The organism is Actinomadura sp. NTSP31, assembly GCF_041951385.1.
GTDB classification, from domain to species: Bacteria; Actinomycetota; Actinomycetes; order Streptosporangiales; family Streptosporangiaceae; genus Spirillospora; species Spirillospora napierensis.
In genome coordinates this window covers 26,927-45,242 of record NZ_JBGNUT010000015.1, presented here as the reverse complement: position 1 = coordinate 45,242, position 18,316 = coordinate 26,927, and the positions used below count along the sequence as shown (strand labels likewise).

General features: G+C 74.1%; 16 protein-coding genes. All 16 read right to left on the bottom strand.

From position 1 onward, the window contains the following. Positions 1–85: 85 nt before the first annotated feature. Positions 86–2,542, bottom strand: a complete 2,457-nt coding sequence (locus ACA514_RS24945) for a [protein-PII] uridylyltransferase (protein WP_375043636.1) — start codon at positions 2,540–2,542, stop codon at positions 86–88. Positions 2,543–2,549: 7 nt separating this feature from the next. Beyond that, positions 2,550–2,888: a P-II family nitrogen regulator gene (locus tag ACA514_RS24940; RefSeq protein ID WP_131764050.1), complete on the bottom strand. Its 339-nt coding sequence runs from the start codon at positions 2,886–2,888 to the stop codon at positions 2,550–2,552. Further along, the gene (locus ACA514_RS24935; protein WP_375043635.1) at positions 2,885–4,228 is read right to left on the bottom strand and encodes an ammonium transporter; all 1,344 of its coding nucleotides are present in this window, start codon (positions 4,226–4,228) and stop codon (positions 2,885–2,887) included. Before ACA514_RS24935 ends, ACA514_RS24940 begins: the two co-directional genes overlap by 4 nt. A 268-nt stretch (positions 4,229–4,496) precedes the next feature. After that, on the bottom strand, positions 4,497–5,660 hold the full coding sequence (ftsY, locus tag ACA514_RS24930) for a signal recognition particle-docking protein FtsY (protein ID WP_375043634.1): 1,164 nt from the start codon (positions 5,658–5,660) through the stop codon (positions 4,497–4,499). Between the two features lie 102 nt (positions 5,661–5,762). Continuing rightward, on the bottom strand, positions 5,763–6,455 hold the full coding sequence (locus ACA514_RS24925) for a DivIVA domain-containing protein (RefSeq protein WP_375043633.1): 693 nt from the start codon (positions 6,453–6,455) through the stop codon (positions 5,763–5,765). 5 nt (positions 6,456–6,460) lie between these two features. Beyond that, positions 6,461–7,729 carry a globin domain-containing protein gene (locus ACA514_RS24920; protein WP_375043632.1) on the bottom strand — a complete coding sequence of 423 codons (1,269 nt, stop codon included), beginning with the start codon at positions 7,727–7,729 and terminating at the stop codon, positions 6,461–6,463. Between the two features lie 7 nt (positions 7,730–7,736). Continuing rightward, positions 7,737–8,150 (bottom strand): globin domain-containing protein, encoded by a 414-nt coding sequence (locus ACA514_RS24915; RefSeq protein ID WP_375043631.1) that lies wholly within the window; start codon positions 8,148–8,150, stop codon positions 7,737–7,739. Between the two features lie 287 nt (positions 8,151–8,437). Beyond that, positions 8,438–12,106 (bottom strand): chromosome segregation protein SMC, encoded by a 3,669-nt coding sequence (gene smc, locus ACA514_RS24910; RefSeq protein WP_375043630.1) that lies wholly within the window; start codon positions 12,104–12,106, stop codon positions 8,438–8,440. 347 nt (positions 12,107–12,453) lie between these two features. Next, positions 12,454–12,651 carry a hypothetical protein gene (locus ACA514_RS24905; RefSeq protein ID WP_021598747.1) on the bottom strand — a complete coding sequence of 66 codons (198 nt, stop codon included), beginning with the start codon at positions 12,649–12,651 and terminating at the stop codon, positions 12,454–12,456. A 178-nt stretch (positions 12,652–12,829) separates the two neighbouring features. Next, the gene (locus tag ACA514_RS24900; RefSeq protein ID WP_375043812.1) at positions 12,830–13,138 is read right to left on the bottom strand and encodes an acylphosphatase; all 309 of its coding nucleotides are present in this window, start codon (positions 13,136–13,138) and stop codon (positions 12,830–12,832) included. Positions 13,139–13,168: 30 nt separating this feature from the next. Then, positions 13,169–14,062, bottom strand: coding sequence for a bifunctional DNA-formamidopyrimidine glycosylase/DNA-(apurinic or apyrimidinic site) lyase (gene mutM, locus ACA514_RS24895; RefSeq protein ID WP_375043629.1), 894 nt, complete (start codon positions 14,060–14,062; stop codon positions 13,169–13,171). Further along, the gene (rnc, locus tag ACA514_RS24890) at positions 14,055–14,870 is read right to left on the bottom strand and encodes a ribonuclease III (RefSeq protein ID WP_375043811.1); all 816 of its coding nucleotides are present in this window, start codon (positions 14,868–14,870) and stop codon (positions 14,055–14,057) included. The genes mutM and rnc overlap by 8 nt, the downstream gene beginning before the upstream one ends. A 355-nt stretch (positions 14,871–15,225) precedes the next feature. Then, positions 15,226–15,405: a 50S ribosomal protein L32 gene (gene rpmF / locus ACA514_RS24885; protein WP_151545395.1), complete on the bottom strand. Its 180-nt coding sequence runs from the start codon at positions 15,403–15,405 to the stop codon at positions 15,226–15,228. Between the two features lies 1 nt (position 15,406). Continuing rightward, positions 15,407–16,048: a DUF177 domain-containing protein gene (locus ACA514_RS24880; protein ID WP_375043628.1), complete on the bottom strand. Its 642-nt coding sequence runs from the start codon at positions 16,046–16,048 to the stop codon at positions 15,407–15,409. A 120-nt stretch (positions 16,049–16,168) separates the two neighbouring features. Continuing rightward, complete coding sequence (coaD, locus tag ACA514_RS24875; protein ID WP_375043627.1) at positions 16,169–16,651, bottom strand: pantetheine-phosphate adenylyltransferase; 483 nt, start codon at positions 16,649–16,651, stop codon at positions 16,169–16,171. A gap of 151 nt (positions 16,652–16,802) precedes the next feature. Then, the gene (locus ACA514_RS24870; RefSeq protein ID WP_375043626.1) at positions 16,803–18,257 is read right to left on the bottom strand and encodes a penicillin-binding transpeptidase domain-containing protein; all 1,455 of its coding nucleotides are present in this window, start codon (positions 18,255–18,257) and stop codon (positions 16,803–16,805) included. Positions 18,258–18,316 lie beyond the last annotated feature (59 nt).

Sequence of the window (18,316 nt, the reverse complement as noted above, 5' to 3'; positions counted from 1 at the left end):
CGGTCCCCGCCCGCTCGCGCCGATCCCCTCTCCCGGCGCCCGGTGACGGCGGTGCCGATCCGCGGAAACGGCCCTCACCGGGCGGTCAGCCGAGCGCGTCCAGGACCCGCTCGCGGACCGCGGAGAGCTCGGCGGAGTCGGTGATCGGGGCGCCGGCGCCGTCCACGACGTAGAAGACGTCCACGGCCTCGGCGCCCAGCGTGTCGACCTGGGCGGCGCGGATGTGCAGGCCGCAGGCGCCGAGGGCCTGGCCGATCCGCCACAGCAGGCCGGGCCGGTCGTGCGCGCGGACCTCGACGACGGTGGCGGTGTCGGACGCGTCCTCCACGATCATGACGCGCGGCGGCGGGACGGCGGCGCCGGGCCGGATCCGGACGGAGCGGGCGCGGCGGTCGAGCCGGTCGGCGACGTCGAGCCGGTCGGCGAGCATCCGGCGCAGGTCGGCCTCGAGGGCGGCGGGGTCGGGCGGCGTGCCGTACTCGGGGACGGCGGTGAAGTCGAGGACGGCGGTGTCGGCGCCGGTGGCCGGGGACGAGACGGTGTGCGCGGTGCGGACGGCGAGGCGGTGCAGGGCGAGGACGCCGGCGGCGCGCCAGAGCAGCCCGGCGCGGTCGGGGGCGGCGACGGTGATCCGGGACCCGGTGACGCGGACGGCGGCGCCGTCGTGGCGGACGAGGGCGAGCCGGTCGGGGCCGAGGGCGGGCGGGGGCGGCGGGGTGCCGCCCGCCAGCGCGGCGGCGGCGCGGCGGGCGAGTTCGGCGACGAGGCGGGCCTTCCACGGCCCCCAGGCGGCGGGGCCGGTGGCGTTGCCGTCGGCGACGGCGAGGGCGGCGAGCAGTTCGAGGACCTCGCGTCCGCGGCCGGGGACCTCGGAGACGGCGGCGGCGACGGTCTCGATGGTGACCGGGTCGTCGAGGTCGCGCCGGGTGGCGGTCTCGGGCAGCAGCAGGTGGTGCCGGACGACCGTCTCCAGGACCTGGACGTCGCCGCCGGGGAAGCCGAGTCCCGCGCCGAGGTCGCGGGCGAGCGCGGCGCCGGCGGCGGAGTGGTCGCCGGGCCGGCCCTTGCCGATGTCGTGCAGCAGCGCGCCGACGAGCAGCAGGTCGGGGCGGGCGACCTCGCGGGTGAGGGCGGCGGCGCCGGCGGCGGTCTCCACGAGGTGCCGGTCGACGGTGAAGCGGTGCACGGGGTTGCGCTGCGGCCGGTTGCGGACGTGCTCCCAGTCGGGCAGCAGCCGGACGATCAGCCCGGCCTGGTCGAGGGCCTCCCAGACGCCGATGGCGGGCGGCCCGGCGCCGAGCAGCGCGACCAGCGCGCCGCGGGCCTCGCGGGGCCAGGGCACGGCGGGCACGGCGGCGTCGGCGGCGAGGCGGGCGACGGTCGCGGGCGCGAGCGGCAGGCCCGCCTGGGCCGCCGCGGCGGCGACGCGCAGGATCAGCGCGGGATCGTCCAGGTCGGCGTTGCGGGCGAGGACGACCTCGTCGTCGTGTTCGACGGCGCCGTCGCCCACCGGCCGGCGTTCGAGGGGCGCGCGGCGGTGCCGGGTGGCGCGCTCGACGCGGCGCCACAGCTGGTCGGCCGCGTAGGTGATCGTGCGGGCGGCGCCGGCGATGGCGCGCAGCAGCGCGTCGGCGTCCGGCATGCCGACCGCGCGGGCGACGGCCTCCTGCTCCTGCAGGACGAGCCGGTCGGTGGCGCGGCCGGTGACCTCGTGCAGGGCGTGCCTGATGTCCAGGAGCAGGTCGTGCGCGGCCATGACCCGGCCGTCCGGCGCGGAGGCGATCCAGGAGGCGGCGACCGCCCGCATCACGTGGACGTCGCGCAGGCCGCCGTGGGCCTCTTTGAGGTCGGGTTCGAGCAGGAACGCCAGTTCGCCCTGCTTCTCCCAGCGCTCGCGGCACATCGCGGCCAGTTCCGGCAGCCGGGCGCGGGCGTCGGCGCGCCAGTCGGCCAGCACGGCGGCGCGCAGCTCGTCCACGAGGACGTGGTCGCCGGCGATGCGGCGGGCGGACAGCAGTCCGAGCGCCGCCTTCAGGTCGCCGCGCGCGACGGTCCTGGCCTCGGCGACGGTGCGGACGGAGTGGTCGAGGCGCAGGCCGGAGTCCCAGATCGGGTACCAGACGCGGTCGGCGATCTCGGCGATGTCGGGGCGTCCGCGGTGCAGCAGCACCAGGTCGAGGTCTCCGCCGGGGGTCAGCTCGCGCCGTCCGTGGCTGCCCACGGCGGCGAGCGCGACGCCGCCCGGTTCGGACGATCCCAGTGGCGTCCCGTCGGGCCCGGACGACCCCGGCGGCGTCCCGTCCGGCTCGGACGGTTCCGGCGGCGTCACGCCCGGTCCGTGGAGGGCGCTCGCCGCGGGTTCGGAGGAGGTGTCGGGGGGCCCGGTGGCGGGGGGCGCTGACCGGCCGTCGGCCTCGGCGTCGGCGAGCAGGGCCGCCAGGCGGCGGTCCAGCTCGGCGGCGCGGGCGGCCCGCGCCGCCGCCAGGGCGGCGCGGGCGGCCTCGGGAGCCCGGTCTCCGGCCGGAGGATGGACGAGGGTCACACCGCTCCTAGAGGGCTTCCGGGCCGGTCTCGCCGGTCCGGACGCGGACCACGGTGTCCACCGGGACCGCCCAGACCTTGCCGTCGCCGATCTTGTCGGTGCGGGCCGCCTTGACGATGACGTCGATGATGTCGTCGGCGTCCTCGGCGTCCACCAGCACCTCGACCCGCAGCTTGGGCACGAGGTCGACCTTGTACTCCGCGCCGCGGTAGACCTCGGTGTGGCCCTTCTGCCGGCCGTAGCCGCTGGCCTCGCTGACGGTCATCCCCTTGACCCCGAAGGTCTCCAGGGCCGCCTTGACCTCGTCCAGCTTGAACGGCTTGATGACGGCGGTGATCAGCTTCACGCCTCGGCCTCCACCTTCTTGTCGGGCGACACCGTACGCGGTGCCGCGGTGCCGGAACCGGCGATGCGTCCGCCGCCGCCTCCCGCGGGAGCGAGATCGTACGCGGTCTCGGCGTGCGCCGTGACGTCGACGCCCGCGGCCTCGTCGTCGGCGGAGATCCGGAACCCGATCGTCTTGTCGATGATCTTGCCGATCACCCAGGCCATGACGAACGAGTACAGCCCGATCACGACGGGGCCGAGCGCCTGCAGGCCCAGCTGGTGCACGCCGCCGCCGTAGAACAGGCCCTTGTGCTGGCCCGGCAGGAACGGGTACGCGGCCAGGAAGCCGAGCGACAGGGCGCCGATCGCGCCGCCGACGAGGTGGACGCCGACGACGTCGAGGGAGTCGTCGTAGCCCAGCTTGTACTTCAGGCCGATCGCGTAGGCGCAGGCGGTGCCGGCGATGGCGCCGAGGACGATGGCCGCCCAGGGGTCGATGAACCCGCACGCCGGGGTGATCGCGACCAGCCCGGCGACGGCGCCGGACGCGACGCCGAGGGTGGTGGCGTGGCCGTCGCGCAGCTTCTCCACCAGCGCCCAGGCGCCGGCGGCGACCGCGGTGGCGATCTGGGTGTTCATGAAGGCGAGGCCGGTCGTGCCGTCCACGGCGAGCTCGGAGCCGGCGTTGAAGCCGAACCAGCCGAACCACAGCAGGCCGACGCCGAGCAGCACGAACGGCAGGTTGTGCGGCCGCATCGGCTCCTTCGGCCAGCCGCGCCGCTTGCCCAGCACGAGCGCCAGCGCCAGGCCCGCGGCCCCGGCGTTGACGTGCACGACGGTGCCGCCCGCGAAGTCCTCGATGCCGAGCTTGTTCAGCCAGCCGGTGCCCCACACCCAGTGCGCGACGGGGAAGTACACCAGCGAGGCCCAGACGACGGTGAACACCATCCAGGCGCCGAACTTGGCACGGTCCGCGATGGCGCCGCTGATGAGCGCGACCGTGATGATCGCGAACGTCAGCTGGAACATCGAGAAGACCATGGTCGGAATGTTGTCGCTCTGGTCCGGCAGCAGTCCTTCGGACACCTGCGTCGCGACGCCCTTCAGTCCGAAGGCGTCGAATCCGCCGATGAACTTGTTGACGAAGGAACTGCCGTTGTCGGTGAACGCGATGGTGTGCCCGAAGAGGACCCAGAGGATGGTGACGCTGATGATGGCGCCGAACGACATCATCATCATGTTGAGGACGCTCTTGGCCCGGGTCATGCCGCCGTAGAAGAAGGCAAGCCCGGGTGTCATGAGCAGCACCAGCGCCGCTGCCGCCAGCATCCAGGCGGTCGCGCCTGTATCGATCTTCATCTCGGAGAGTGCCCCTCCTCGACCGGAAACGTGGATGCTCAGAGATTCTTGTGCGGCCGTTTCGCCCGGACGGCTCCGGTGTTTCCGGGGTGTGAAACCCCTCCACGGGATGTTTCCGGAGTGTTTCGGAACACTCACCGCCTTACCCCGGAGTGGGTGACGGTTTCCTTTTCTGCGGGTCATGGCCCGGAGGGAACGCGCGGACGGCCGAAAAGGCCGGCGCCCCGCGACCGCAATGGGTCGCGGGGCGCCGGGCGGCCGATGCGCGCTAGTCCCCGAGGATCGCGTCCACGAACGCCTCCGGCTCGAAGGGGGCCAGGTCGTCGGGGCCCTCCCCCAGGCCGACCAGCTTCACCGGGACGCCCAGCTCGCGCTGCACCTGCACCACGATGCCGCCCTTGGCGGTGCCGTCCAGCTTGGTCAGCACCACGCCGGTGACGTTGACGACCTCGGCGAACACGCGGGCCTGCTGCATGCCGTTCTGCCCGGTCGTGGCGTCCAGGACGAGGAGCACCTCGTCCACCTCGGCCTGCTTCTCCACGACCCGCTTGACCTTGCCGAGCTCGTCCATCAGCCCGGTCTTGGTGTGCAGCCGGCCCGCGGTGTCGATGATCACCACGTCGACCTTGGTGTCGATGCCCTGCTTGACCGCGTCGAAGGCGACGCTGGCCGGGTCGGCGCCCTCGTCCTTGCGGACGACCTGCGCGCCGACCCGCGAGCCCCAGGTCTCCAGCTGGTCGGCGGCGGCGGCGCGGAAGGTGTCGGCGGCGCCGAGCAGCACGGTGCCGCCGTCGCCGACCAGGACGCGGCCGAGCTTGCCGCAGGTGGTGGTCTTGCCGGTGCCGTTGACGCCGACGACCATCAGCACCGCCGGGCGGTCCCCGTGCCGCTCGGTGCGCAGGGACCGGTCCAGATCGGCGCCGATCTGCTTGACCAGCTCCTCCTTGAGCAGCGCGCGGACCTCCCCCGGGCTGCGGGTGCCGAGCACCTGCACCCGGGTGCGCAGGTCGTCGGTGACCTGGCGGGCGACGGCGGCGCCCATGTCGGCGGTGATGAGGGTGTCCTCGATCTCCTCCCAGGCGTCGTCGTCGAGGGTGTCGCGCGACAGCAGCCCGAGGAGGGTCTTGCCGAACGCGTTCTGGGAGCGGGCCAGCCGGGCCCGGAGCCGGACGAGCCGTCCCGCGCCGGGCGGCGGCTGCTCGATCTCGATGGTGGGCGGCGGCGCCGGCGCCTCGGTCGGCGGCGCGCGCTCGAGGGTGGGGGCCGCGGCCTCCGCCTCGTCGACGGCGGTCGCGCCGTGCTGCTCGGCGGGCGGCCGCTCGGCGGGCGGGACCGGCGGACGGCGGCGGCGGACCGGGCGGCGCAGCAGCGTGACCCCGCCGACGATCAGCGCGACCGCGCACAGCGCGACGATGACGATCACATATTCCATAGCGTCCCCAGTTTTCCAGACGGGGGCCGCTGGGCCGAACACCCGCCGGCCGCCCCCGCTCTCAGCACGCGCGAAGAGCACGCCCCTCGCGGGCGTGCTCGATCAGCCCCGGAGCGGCCGCCCCGGCGTCTCCCCCGGTACCGATGCCCGCTCCGAGCTCTCCCACTCGTCGACGTTGCGCAGCAGGGCCTCCAGATAGGAGCGCAGATGGGTGCGGTAGACCTCGCTGTAGGTGCGCAGGTAGGCGATCTCGCGCTCCAGGTCGCGCCGCTCGTCGTCCGGCAGCGCACCCGCCGCCTGCGACCCGGAGGGCGCCGTGCCGGCGGGCGGCGGCACCGAGCGTACCGCGGCGTCGGCGACCTCGGCGGCCTTGCGGTGCGCGTCCTCCAGCAGCTGCTCGGCGCGGCCCTTGGCGTCCGACAGGATCGCCTCCCGGTGCAGCCGGGCCTCGTGGGCCAGCTCGCGGGTGTAGCGCTCGGCGTCGGCGACGTACAGGTCGGCGGTCTGCTGGGCCTGCGACAGGATCCGGACGGCCTGGAAGTGCGCGTCCTCGGGCGCCATGACACCGCCGCCGCGGCCCGCCTGGGCGCGCAGCCGGTTCACCTCCTCGCCCAGCGCGGCCTTGTGGTTGAGGATCTGGACGAGTTCCCGCTCGACGTACTGCAGGAAGCCGCGGACCTGGTCCTCGTCGTAGCCGCGGCGGCCGAGGGCGGCCCGCGCGAACACCACCGACTGCAGCTCGCCGGGGGTCAGCCGGGAGCCGTCGGGGACGACGGGCAGGTTCGGGGAGTTCACGGCGGTCACCTCTGTGCGTCGGCGAAGGTTTCCAGGCGGATGCGGTCGCGTGCGACGCCGGCCGCGGCGAGCCGCTCGACGGCGGGCTCGACCATCGCCGCCGGCCCGCACACGTAGGCGTCGTGCCCGGGCCAGGGGCCGCGCCTGGCGACCACGTCGGGCAGGTCGCCGTACTCGATGCCGTCATGGTCGGCCCGGGCGTGGCCGGGTCCCGCGTGGCCGGGGCCGGCCTGGCCGAAGCCCGCCTGACCGGGGCCCGCCTGACCGGGGCCCGCCTGACCGAAGCCGCCGCCCGAGCCCAGGAGCGCGGAGAAGCCGTGCCCGCCCGGTTCGTCCGGCACGGCCTCGTCGGACACGGCGGGCACGACGGTCAGCCAGGGCAGCTCGGCGGCCAGCTTGCTCAGGTGCTCCAGGTCGTACAGGCCGTCGCGGTCGCGGGCGCCGAAGAACAGGTGCACGCGCGGCGGCGCGGGACGGCCGGCGATCTGCTCCAGGATCGCCTTGAGCGGCGCCAGCCCGGTGCTGCCCGCGACGAGCAGCACGTCCCGGTCGGACGACTCGTCCAGCGTGAGGGTGCCGATCGGCGCCCCCATCCGGACGCGGTCGCCGGGCTGGGTCGCGCGGACCAGCACGGGGCTGACCGGCCCGCCGTCCACCAGCCGGACGTGGAAGTCGACGGTGTGGTCGGGGCGGGGCGCGTTCGCCATGGAGTAGTACCGCCAGTGCCGCAGCCGGGACGGCACCTCCAGCGCGACGGACTGCCCGGGCGCGTAGGGCAGCGGGCGGTCCGGCCGGATCCGCAGCACGGCGATGTCGAAGCGGCGCCGTTCCGCCGCGACGACCTGGCCGTTCCACCAGGCGGGGCTGGACAGCGCGTTCTCGTCGGCGGCCTCCAGCATGACCTTGGCGACCAGGCTGTAGGCGGCGTTCCAGTCGCTTTCGACGTCCTCGGTCCAGGCCGGGCCGGAGAAGTGCCGGAGCGTGGCGAGCAGGCTCGCCCCGACGTTCGGGTAGTGCTCGGCGACGATCCCGAACCGGCGGTGGTCGCGGCCGAGCTGCTGCAGGAACGGGACGAGGCCGGGCAGGTCATCGACCTTGGCGACGATCTGGCCGAGGGCGCGCAGCAGCTTGTCCCGCTGCCCCGTCATCCCGATCGGGAACATGTCGCGCAGATGCGGGTTGCGCACGAACAGGTCGGAGTAGAAGAACAACGCGACGGCGTCGCCCTGCTCGGCGACGGCGGCGAAGTTGTCCTTGAGGCGCTGGGCGTCCACGCCGCGGTCAGGCGACGGGCTCGGCGGCGGCCTCCGTCATGACCTGGGCGACCAGGCCGTAGGCGGCGGCCCAGTCCCGCTCCAGCTCCTCGTTCCAGTCGGGACCGCTGAAGTGGGCGAGGGTCGCCAGCAGGCTGGCGCCGACGGGGGCGTAATGGTCGGCGACGACGCCGAAACCGTGGTGCCGGCGGCCGAGGTCCTGCAGGAACGGGACGAGCGCGTCGGTGTCGTCGACCGACGACACGATCTGCGACAGCGCGCCCAGCAGCACCTCGTGCTGCTTGCTCATCGCGGCCGGGAACATGGTCCTGAGCTGCGGTTCCCGGGCGAACAGATCGGCGTAGAAATATTCGGCGACGACAATCCCGTTGGCGCCCACCTGAGCGAAATTATCTTTGAGGTTCTGCGGGTCCACGAGCATGCCTCTCCAGTGGTCCGCCGCACCCGGGCGGGGTGTCCGGGAAGGGAGTCCGGGGAACCACGGGCCACATGACTAGTGGATGCCCCGGGAGGGGCACAAGGCCGCCAGCGTCGCCGCCGCGTCACGGTCGGTGCACGTGGCGGCCCCTGTTCACCCGTCACCGGCGAGAATGCCGGCGGGGCGTGCGCCATTGGACCGGGAAATAACTTCAACGCGTCCACATGACGAGACGGCGCCCTATGGCGCCGCACATCGGAAATGGCCCGGCATTGTCAGCAAATGAAAGATCAGGCGCGTTCCTGCTCGCGCAGCCGCTGGCTGACCACCTGGGTGACGCCGTCGCCGCGCATGCTGACGCCGTAGAGGGCGTCGGCGCCCTCCATGGTGCGCTTCTGGTGCGTGATGACGATGAGCTGGGACGACTCGCGCAGCTCCTCGAACACGGTGATGAGCCGCTGGGTGTTGGTGTCGTCCAGCGCGGCCTCGACCTCGTCCAGCACGTAGAACGGCGACGGGCGGGCCTTGAACACCGCGACCAGGAACGCGATCGCGACCAGCGACCGCTCGCCGCCCGACAGCAGCGACAGGCGCTTGACCTTCTTGCCGGGCGGGCGGGCCGCGACCTCGACGCCGGTGGCCAGCATGTCCTCCGGCTCGGTCAGCGACAGGCTGCCCTCGCCGCCGGGGAACAGCCGCGCGAAGATCCGCTCGAACTCGCGGGCGGTGTCGTCGTAGGCGGCGGCGAACACCTGCTGCACCCGGTCGTCGACCTCCTTGACCAGGGCGAGCAGCTCCCGCTGGGTCTTCTTCAGGTCGTCCAGCTGGGAGGTGAGGAACGCGTGCCGCTCCTCCAGGGCCGCGAACTCCTCCAGCGCGAGCGGGTTGACCTTGCCGAGCTGGTTGAGCTGGCGCTCGGCGGCCTTGGCGCGCTTCTCCTGGACGGCCCGGACGTACGGCACGGGCACGGCGTCCTCCCCCAGGTCGGGGTCGGGCGGGACGGGCTGCTCGGGGCCGTACTCGTTGACGAGGGAGTCGACCTCCAGGCCGAACTCCTCCAGCGCGCGCTGTTCGAGCTGCTCGAGGCGCAGCCGCTGCTCGGCGCGCGCGACCTCGTTGCCGTGCACGACGTTGACCAGGCGCTCCAGCGTGCCCGACAGCTCCCGGACCTGGGTGCGCACGACCTTCAGCTCGGCCTCGCGGGCCGCCTTGGCCTGCTCGGCCGCCTCCCGCCGCCGGACCGCGGCGGCCAGCGACAGCTCGATCCGCTCCAGCGCCGTCCGCGCGGCCTTGAGGACGGCCTTGGCGGTCCTGGCCTGGACCTCGCGGCGGGCGCGGCGCTCGGCGGCGCGGGCCCGCTCCTCGCGCTCGCGGCGGGCGCCGCGCTCCAGCGCGTCGGCGCGCCCGGTGATGGCCTGGACGCGCTCCTCGGCGGTGCGGACGGACAGCCGCGCCTCCATCTCCGCCGAGCGCAGCACCCGGCAGCGCTCGGCGAGCTCGTCGCGGGCGTCGGTGTCGTCCCCGGCCTCGTCGGCGACCTCCGCGGCCTCCTCCGACTCGGCGAGCCGCATCGCCAGCTCCTCGGCGGCCTCGGTGTCGCGCTCCAGCGACTCGTTCGCCGCGTCGAGCGCCTTGGTGAGCCGCTCGGCCTCGCCGCGCGCGGCGCGCACGTCGGCCTCCAGCCGGGCGGCGCGCTTGGCCTCCTGCGCGGCCTGCGCGTCGAACTCGCGGACCCGCGCGCGGACCCGGTCGAGCTCGGCCTGGGCCTGGTTCACCCCGGTCTGGGACTGGTTGGCGGCGGCCTGCGCCGCGTCCAGGGCCGTCTGGGCGGACTGCTCGGCCTCCGCCGCGGCGGTGAGCTCCTCGGCGGCGGTCTCGGCGGCGGTCTCCGCGGCGGCGAGGTCCTCGGTGGCCTGGTCGAGGGTGGCGCGCATCTGCAGCAGGCTCTGCCCGCCGCCGGCGGGGCCGCCCTGCGCCCAGTGCGCGCCGACGAGGTCGCCGTCGCGGGTGACGGCGCGCAGCGCGGGCTCGCGGCGGACGAGCGCGGCGGCGGCGGGAACGTCGTCCACCACCGCGACGCCGCGCAGCAGGTGCTCCAGCGCGGGACGCACCGCGTCGGGGACGGTCACCGCGTCGGCCGCGTGGTCGACGCCCGGCACGCGCTCGGACCGGTCGGGGTCTCCCCCGCCGACGAGCAGCCCGGCGCGGCCGGCGTCGCGGGCGCGCAGGAGCCCCAGCGCGGCCTCGGCGGTGTCGAGCGACCCGACGGCGATGGCCTGCGCGGCGTCGCCCAGTGCGGCGGCCACCGCGGTCTCGTATCCCGGACGGACGGTCAGCAGCGAGGCGACCGTGCCGAGCACGCCCTCGACCGAGCCGTCGGCGCCGGCCGCGAGCAGCGCCTCGCCGCCGTCGGCCGCGCTCGCGAGCGTCAGGTTCAGCGCCTCGATCCGGGCCTGCAGCGCGGTGACCCTCTTCTGCGCGGCCTGGTCGGCGGACCGGGCGGCGGCGACGGCGGACCGCGCCTCCTTGAGCGCGCGGCGCGGCTCGTCGACGGCGGCGCGGGCGGCCTCGGCGGCGTCCTTGGCGGCGGCGAGCGCCTGCTGCGCCGCCTCGTGCTCGGCGGCGAGCGCCGGGTCCTCGACGACCTCGGCCTCGAACGCCTCGAACTCGGCCTGCGCGGTCTCGGCGCGCTGCCCGGCCTCGTCCCGCGCGTCCGCGAGCCGGCCGATCTCCGCGCGGCCCGCCTGCGCCCTGCTGCGCAGCGCCTCGACGCGGCCGCGCAGCCGGGCCAGCTCCTCGCGGCGGTCGGCGGCGGCGCGGGCGGCGGCCTGCAGCCGGCGCTCCTCGGCGGCGAGGGCCTCCTCGGCGCCGGTGCGCTCCTGCACCGCGCCGGCCAGGGCGTCCTGCGCCTCGTCGAGAGCGGCGCGGAGCATCTCCTCCTGCTCGCGGATCTCGGCGGCCTCGCGCTCCATGTCCTCGGGGTCGCGGCCGCGCCGCTCCTCCTCGCGCGCCTCGGAGGCGTTGCGGTGCCGCTCGGCGGCAAGGTCGGCGACGCCGCGCAGCCGCTCCTTGAGCGCCGACAGCCGGAACCAGGTGTCCTGCGCCTGCGCGAGCTCGGGCGCCTGCTCGGCCTCCTCGGCCTCCAGCACACCCTCGCGCTCCTGCGCCTCGTTCAGCGCGCGCTCGGTCTCGGTGCGGCGCTCGCGGATGGCGGCCTCGTCGGCGGCCTCCTGCTCCAGCCTGGTGCGCAGGGTGACCATGTCGTCGGCGAGCAGCCGCAGCCGGGCGTCGCGCAGGTCGGCCTGGATGACGGCGGCGCGGCGGGCGATCTCGGCCTGCTTGCCGAGCGGCTTCAGCTGGCGGCGCAGCTCGGTGGTGAGGTCCTGGACGCGGGCGAGGTTGGCCTGCATCGCGTCCAGCTTGCGCAGCGCCTTCTCCTTGCGCTTGCGGTGCTTGAGGACGCCGGCCGCCTCCTCGATGACCGCGCGGCGGCCCTCGGCGCCGGAGTGCAGGACGCGGTCGAGCTGCCCCTGCCCGATGATGACGTGCATCTCGCGGCCGATGCCGGAGTCCGACAGCAGCTCCTGGATGTCCAGCAGCCGGCACGAGTCGCCGTTGATCGCGTACTCGCTGGACCCGGACCGGAACATCAGCCGGCTGATCGTGACCTCGGTGTAGTCGATCGGCAGCGCGCCGTCGGCGTTGTCGATCGTCAGCACGACCTCGGCGCGGCCGAGCGGCGCCCGGCTGGCGGTGCCGGCGAAGATGACGTCCTCCATCTTGCCGCCGCGCAGCGACTTGGCGCCCTGCTCGCCCATCACCCACGCCAGCGCGTCCACGACGTTGGACTTGCCCGACCCGTTCGGGCCGACGACCGCGGTGATGCCCGGCTCGAACTTCAGCGTCGTCGAGGACGCGAAGGACTTGAAGCCGCGCAGCGTCAGGGTCTTCAGGTACACGCGCCCGTCGTCCTCCTCCTGCGCTGCCGGCTCCGGGAATCCGAACGAACGATACCGGCCGCGGGCGGTGCGGGCACGGCACCCGCACGGACGGGAGGCGGATTCGGGGCGGGACCCGGGACGCCGGACACATGCCCGTTAATGCGGCGGACGCCGCGGAGCACTCGAAGCCGGTCAGACCGAAAAGGGACGAAGGTTTGACCGGAGGCCGACCGTTCCGCGGCCCGCCGCACCATTGACCACCTGGACGGACGGGTCGCCGGAACGGACGGCCGGCGACGGGCAAAACAGAAGGGACGCCTGGTGAGCGGCGTCCCCTGTGTCCACTTCGAGAATAAAGGCGCCGATCAGGTCAGCGCTGGTTCACGGTCCTTCACCGCAAGCGACATCACGTCGTCGTCCGTCGCCGTCGCAAGCGCGTCGTTCTCCGCCTGGAGCCGTACGAGTTCGGCCTCCAGGTCACGTACGCGCTGCTGCAGGCGCCGCATCTCCGCGACCATCCGGGGGTCGGGACCGCCGACGTGGCCGAGTAGAGCCTTCGCCATGACTAAGGGTCCTCCACGCTGAGTAACCAGCAGGGATCGCGCACGATAAGCAACTGAAGTCGGTGCGCGTACCGTCTAGAGTCGCACCGGCCGGTGTCCTGGTCAAGACGGACATCACAGGCCGGTAACAACCTTCCTCTACTAGTTTAGCAGGTAAAAACCGGAACTCCCTACCCGGTCACCGTTCCAGGAAACCGGCGGCCTCGCCGCGCGGCTCGCTCCACCGCCGCGCCACGCCCGTGACCTTGCCCGGCCGGCCCGGCACGCCGCCGGGCGCATCGCCCGCCAGCAGGTCCAGCAGCAGCTCGCAGCGCTCACGCGGGCCTTCCGCCACGACCTCGACGCGCCCGTCGGCCAGGTTCGCCGCGCTGCCCGCCAGGCCCAGCTCCAGCGCCCGCGAGCGCACCCACCAGCGGAAACCGACCCCCTGCACGTGCCCCCGCACCCACGCGGTCAGCCGCACGGTCTCCTGCTCCCGGTCGTCCATGGCGTCCCCTCGATCGCGCACCCGGGAAGCCTAGTACCGCGCGCGGCGGGGCTTCGGCTGGCACACCGGGCAGCTGTAGGACGAACGGTTCATGAACTCGTCGCGCCGGATCGGCGTCCCGCAGCGGCGGCAGGGCTCGTCGCGGCGGCCGTAGGCCTCCAGCGACCGCTCGAAGTAGCCGCTCTCCCCGTCGACGTCGACGTACAGGCCGTCGAACGAGGTGCCGCCGACGGCCAGGGCGGCCCCCATGACCTCCCTGGCTGCCTCCAGCACGCGGGCGGCCTCCGCCCGCGTCATGGTCTCGGTCGGCCGCGCCCAGTGCAGCCTCGCCCGCCACAGCGCCTCGTCGGCGTAGATGTTGCCGACCCCGCTGATCAGCGACTGGTCGAGCAGCGCACGTTTGATCCCGGTCTTGCGGCGGCGCAGCGCCCGGTAGAACGCCTCCGCGTCGAAGGCCTCCTCCAGCGGGTCCGCGGCGATGTGCACGATCGGCTCGGGGACGAGCGCGCCGGCGTCGAACGCGTCCGGCACGAGCTCGGTCACCATCAGGTGCCCGAACGTCCGCTGGTCGACGAAGCGCAGGTCGTGACCGCCGTCGTCGAAGACCATCCGGACCCGCAGGTGCTTCTCGCGCTCCCGGTCGGGCTTGCCGACGAGCAGCTGCCCGCTCATCCCGAGGTGGGCGAGCAGCGCCTCCCCCGGCTCGTCCTGCGCGCCGGCGCGCAGCGGCAGCCACATGTACTTGCCGCGGCGGCGCGGGCTCAGCACGGTGCGCCCGGCGAGCCGCCCGGCGAAGTCGGCCGGGCCCGCCTCGTGCCGGCGGACCGACCGCGGGTGCAGCACCTCCGCGGCGGCGATCGTCCGGCCGGCCGTCCAGCGGTCCAGTCCCCGCCGGACGACCTCGACCTCGGGGAGCTCAGGCACCGGCGAGCCCCGCCGAGCGCGACCCGTTGGCGCCCGCCCGGCGGGCCTTCGGCTGCTCGCCCGGCTCCGCCGCGGCGGCCTCGTCCGGGCCGGGCAGCTCGGGCCGGTCCGGGCCGGCGGCCTGCTCGCCGGCCTCCCGCGCGACGACGATCTCGCGGATCGCGTTCCAGGCGGCCTCGGCGGCGTGCTGCTCGGCCTCCTTCTTGCTGCGGCCCTCACCGTCGCCGTAGGTCGTCCCGCCGACCCGCACCGAGGCGCGGAACGTCTTCTGGTGGTCGGGGCCGCTCTCGACGACGTGGTACTCGGGGACGCCCAGCTCCTCGACCGCGGTCAGCTCCTGCAGCGAGGTCTTCCAGTCCAGCCCGGCGCCGAGCCCGGCCGACCGGGCGATCAGCGCGTCGAACAGCCGGTGCACGAGCGCGGACGCCTCGTCCAGCCCCTGGTCGAGGTAGACGGCGCCGATCAGCGCCTCCAGCGTGTCGGCGAGGATCGAGGCCTTGTCGCGGCCGCCGGTGCCCTCCTCGCCCCGGCCGAGCCGGATGTGCGCGCCGACGCCGAGCGCGCGCGCGACGCCGGCCAGCGCCCGCATGTTCACCACGGCGGCGCGCAGCTTGGCCAGCTGCCCCTCGGGCAGGTCGGGGTGCCCCCGGAACAGCGTGTCGGTGACGACCAGGCCGAGCACCGAGTCGCCGAGGAACTCCAGCCGCTCGTTGGTGGGCAGGCCGCCGTTCTCGTAGGCGTACGAACGGTGCGTCAGCGCCCGTTCCAGCAGGTCGGGGGTGACCTCCACGCCGAGGGCGCGGGACAGCTCCGCGCGGTCGGGGGCGGGGTCGGACGACTTCTTGCTCACAGGCCCTCCTCGCAGGCCGGGCTCCGCGCAGGGCGCGGTCGCCGCAGGGGCGCGGCGGCCGTGGAGGCCGCGACGGCGAGCAAGCACGACGCGTCCGGGTCGCCCCGGAAGGACGCCGTCCGCGAAGACGAGGTGCGCGCCGGTCGGTCATCCCGGCGTGCACCACGGCTCCGGGCGCAGGGTCCGCGCCGCTCACCACGCCGACGTCACGCGCCGGGTGGTCGGGGTTGCCGCGCACCCGCGAGGGGCGGGCGCCGGCGCCGCGCGTGTGGCGCGCCGCCGGCGGATCCGCCCCCCGAGGATGCGAAAAGGCTCAGGCCGACGGGGCGATGACCTGCCGCCGGTCGTAGGTGCCGCACGTCGCGCACGCGGTGTGGGGCAGCTTCTTGTCACGGCACGTCGGGCACTCGACGAGGGTCGGCGCGGTGGCCTTCCACTGCGAGCGCCGGTGCCGCGTGTTGCTGCGCGACTTCTTCCGCTTCGGGACGGCCACGTCAGCCCTCCTGCTTTCCTTGTTGGTCGACTGATCCACGGGGACCGGAGTCCCCGCGTCCCCCCTCGGGAGGCTCCGGCGAGGGCTCGCCGGCGAGGTCCTGCAGCGCCGCCCAACGCGGGTCGGCGACGTCGTGGTGGTGGTCCGGGTCGTCGGCCAGCCGTGCGCCGCACTCCGCGCACAGCCCGGGACAGTCGTCCCGGCACAGCGGCGAGAGCGGCAGCGCGAGCAGCACCGCGTCCCGTAGCACCGGCTCGAGGTCGATCAGGTCGTCCTCGAGGCGGAGTTCGTCGTCCTCGGCGTTCCCGCCGGAGCGGGTGTCAGGATAGACGAAGAGCTCCTGGAAGTCCGCCTCGAAGGACGAGGCGATCGGGTCGAGGCAGCGGGCGCACTCCCCCTCCAGGGGGACCGTCGCCGTACCGGTGACGAGCACCCCCTCCAGCACCGCCTCGAGCCGCAGGTCCAGCTCGATCGCGGCGCCCTCGGGGACGCCCACCATCTCGACGCCGAAGTCCTCCGGGGCCGGCACGGACAGGCGCATCTCCCGCGACGACCCGGGTTGCCTGCTGAGAGCTCGGGTGTCGAGCACGAGCGGGGCGTTGGGATCGAGGCGAGTCAGCGGAATCCTGCTTTCGTGAGGCATGGCGAACTGCGGCCGCCGGTGATGGCCGATGTCCCAGGGTACCGAAGACCGGGCGATGCCCCCAACTCGCGGTCCCCGCCACCTGCGGCGGGCCCCGGAGACCGCTGCCGGGGCCGGCCGCTACGCCTGCTGCTGGAGGCGCTCCACCAGCCGGTCGTGCACGCTGTCGGGGACGAGGCCGGAGATGTCGCCGCCGAACTTCACGACCTCCTTCATCAGGCTGGAGGACAGGAAGGCGTACTCGGGGTTGGTCGCCATGAACAGGGTCTCCACGCCCGCGATGCGGTGGTTCATCTGCGCCATCTGCAGCTCGTACTCGTAGTCGCTGACGGCCCGCAGCCCCCGGACGATCACCGGGATGTCCTGCTCCTTGCAGTAGTCCACGGTCAGCCCGTAGAACTTGTCCACCTTGACGTTGCCGTACTCCTTGACCACGGCCGTGATCATGTCGGCGCGCTCGTCGACGGTGAAGAGACTCTTCTTGTTCTTGTTGATCAGCACGGCCACCACCACCTCGTCATAGAGGCGGGAGGCGCGGCTGATGATGTCGAGGTGCCCGTTGGTAACGGGGTCGAACGATCCCGGACAGACGACACGGCGCACGGCGCGAACCCCTTCGGTCCCGGTTTCTGACCTGCGGCGCGAACGTACCAAATCCGGTTCGGCCCGCTTTCACCCGGGCTCGCCGCGGCCGTCCGCGCGCTCGCGGCGCCCCGGCGCCCGCGGGCGCCCGCCGGTCGCCCGCAGGCGGGGGTCAGCCGCCCAGCGCATCGATGATCTTCGCCGCGATCGGTCCGGACTCGATGCCGTAGCCGGACTTCTCGGTCATCACCGCGACCGCGTACTTGGCGTCCGGCCGGGGTCCGAAGCCGATGAACCACCGGTCGTTGTAGGAGGCGTTCGCCACGTCGGCCGTACCGGTCTTGCCGCCGAGCACCGAGGTGCCCTGCAGCGTCTTGCCGGTGCCCTTCTTGACGACGGCCTCCATCAGGTCCCGCATCTGGCCCGCCTGGTCGGACGTCAGCGGCCGGGCCAGCACGTCCTGGTGCGCCCGGTCGACCACGGTGCCGCTGGAGGCGCGCAGCTTGTCCGCCAGGTACGGCTTCATGATCTTGCCGTCGTTCAGCACGCCGGCGGCGACCAGCGCCATCTGCAGCGGCGTGGCGACGGTGCTGCCCTGCCCGATCGAGCCGAGCGCGCTGAGCACCGGCTGGTCGGTCTGGGGGAACGAGCTGGGCGCGGCGGACATCCCGTCCTCGATCTCGATCCGGTCGCCGAACCCGAACTTGCGCGCCTGCGCGCGGACGGCCGCGTTGCCCGGGCTCTGCCCGCCCATGTAGGCGAACGTGGTGTTGCAGGACTGGGCGTAGGCGTCGATCAGCGGGATCGGGTTCTCGTCGCACTCGCCGCCGATGTCGCCGGCGTCGTTGTTGATCGGCTGCCCGCCGCCCGGCGCCTGGTAGCTGCGTCCGGCGCGGACCTGCGAGTCCTCGCTCTTGCCCGCGTTCAGGGCGGTGGAGGCGACGATCGTCTTGAACGTGGAGCCGGGCGGGTAGACCTCGCCGGTCGCCTTGTCCAGCAGCGGCTTGAGCGGCTCGGAGTTCAGCTCCTTGAAGGCGGCCTGCGCCTTGTCCCCGCTCAGCACCGAGACGTCGTTGGCGTCGTAGGACGGCGTCGAGGCCATCACCAGGATCGCGCCGGTCCCGGCGTCGATCGCGACGGCCGCGGCACGGCGCGCGCCGGTGGCCTGCAGTGCCTCGTAGGCGGCGCGCTGCGCCTTCACGTTGATCGTCGTCTCGACGGTGCCGCCGGGGATCTTCTTGCCGATGAGCTTGTCGACCAGGTTGGTCGTGGCGAGCCGCGCGTCGCTGCCGTCCAGGAAGTGGTTCTCGGCGCCCTCCAGCCCGGTCTGGGTGAAGGGCGAGAAGTACCCCGTGACCGGGGAGAAGATCTTGCTGTCGGCGTAGTGCCGCTGATAGGTCTTGTCGTCCGAGGTGAGCTCGGACCAGGCCAGCCGCTGCCCGTCCGCGACGATCGTGCCGCGCTCGACCTTGTTGCGGTCCAGCAGGCGGCGCGCGTTGAGGCTGCTGTCCCGCAGATCCTGCGCCTGGAACCCCTGCACGTAGGTCACGTTGGCGAGCAGGGCGACCGTCATCACGAGCGCGACGACCCACGTGGCGCCCAAGGCGCGGTCGATCCCGGGTCTCATGCCCGACACCTACCCGCGCGGCGCCGCACGACCCGCCGCGCCTCCGTACTCCCAGGGAA

Excerpts from the sequence above, each read along its gene's own strand:
- ACA514_RS24935 (WP_375043635.1), bottom strand. The coding sequence starts at position 4,228 with ATGAAGATCGATACAGGCGCGACCGCCTGGATGCTGGCGGCAGCGGCG.
- ftsY (WP_375043634.1), bottom strand. The coding sequence starts at position 5,660 with ATGGAATATGTGATCGTCATCGTCGCGCTGTGCGCGGTCGCGCTGATC.
- ACA514_RS24915 (WP_375043631.1), bottom strand. The coding sequence starts at position 8,150 with ATGCTCGTGGACCCGCAGAACCTCAAAGATAATTTCGCTCAGGTGGGC.
- ACA514_RS24905 (WP_021598747.1), bottom strand. The coding sequence starts at position 12,651 with ATGGCGAAGGCTCTACTCGGCCACGTCGGCGGTCCCGACCCCCGGATG.
- ACA514_RS24900 (WP_375043812.1), bottom strand. The coding sequence starts at position 13,138 with ATGGACGACCGGGAGCAGGAGACCGTGCGGCTGACCGCGTGGGTGCGG.
- ACA514_RS24880 (WP_375043628.1), bottom strand. The coding sequence starts at position 16,048 with ATGCCTCACGAAAGCAGGATTCCGCTGACTCGCCTCGATCCCAACGCC.
- ACA514_RS24870 (WP_375043626.1), bottom strand. The coding sequence starts at position 18,257 with ATGAGACCCGGGATCGACCGCGCCTTGGGCGCCACGTGGGTCGTCGCG.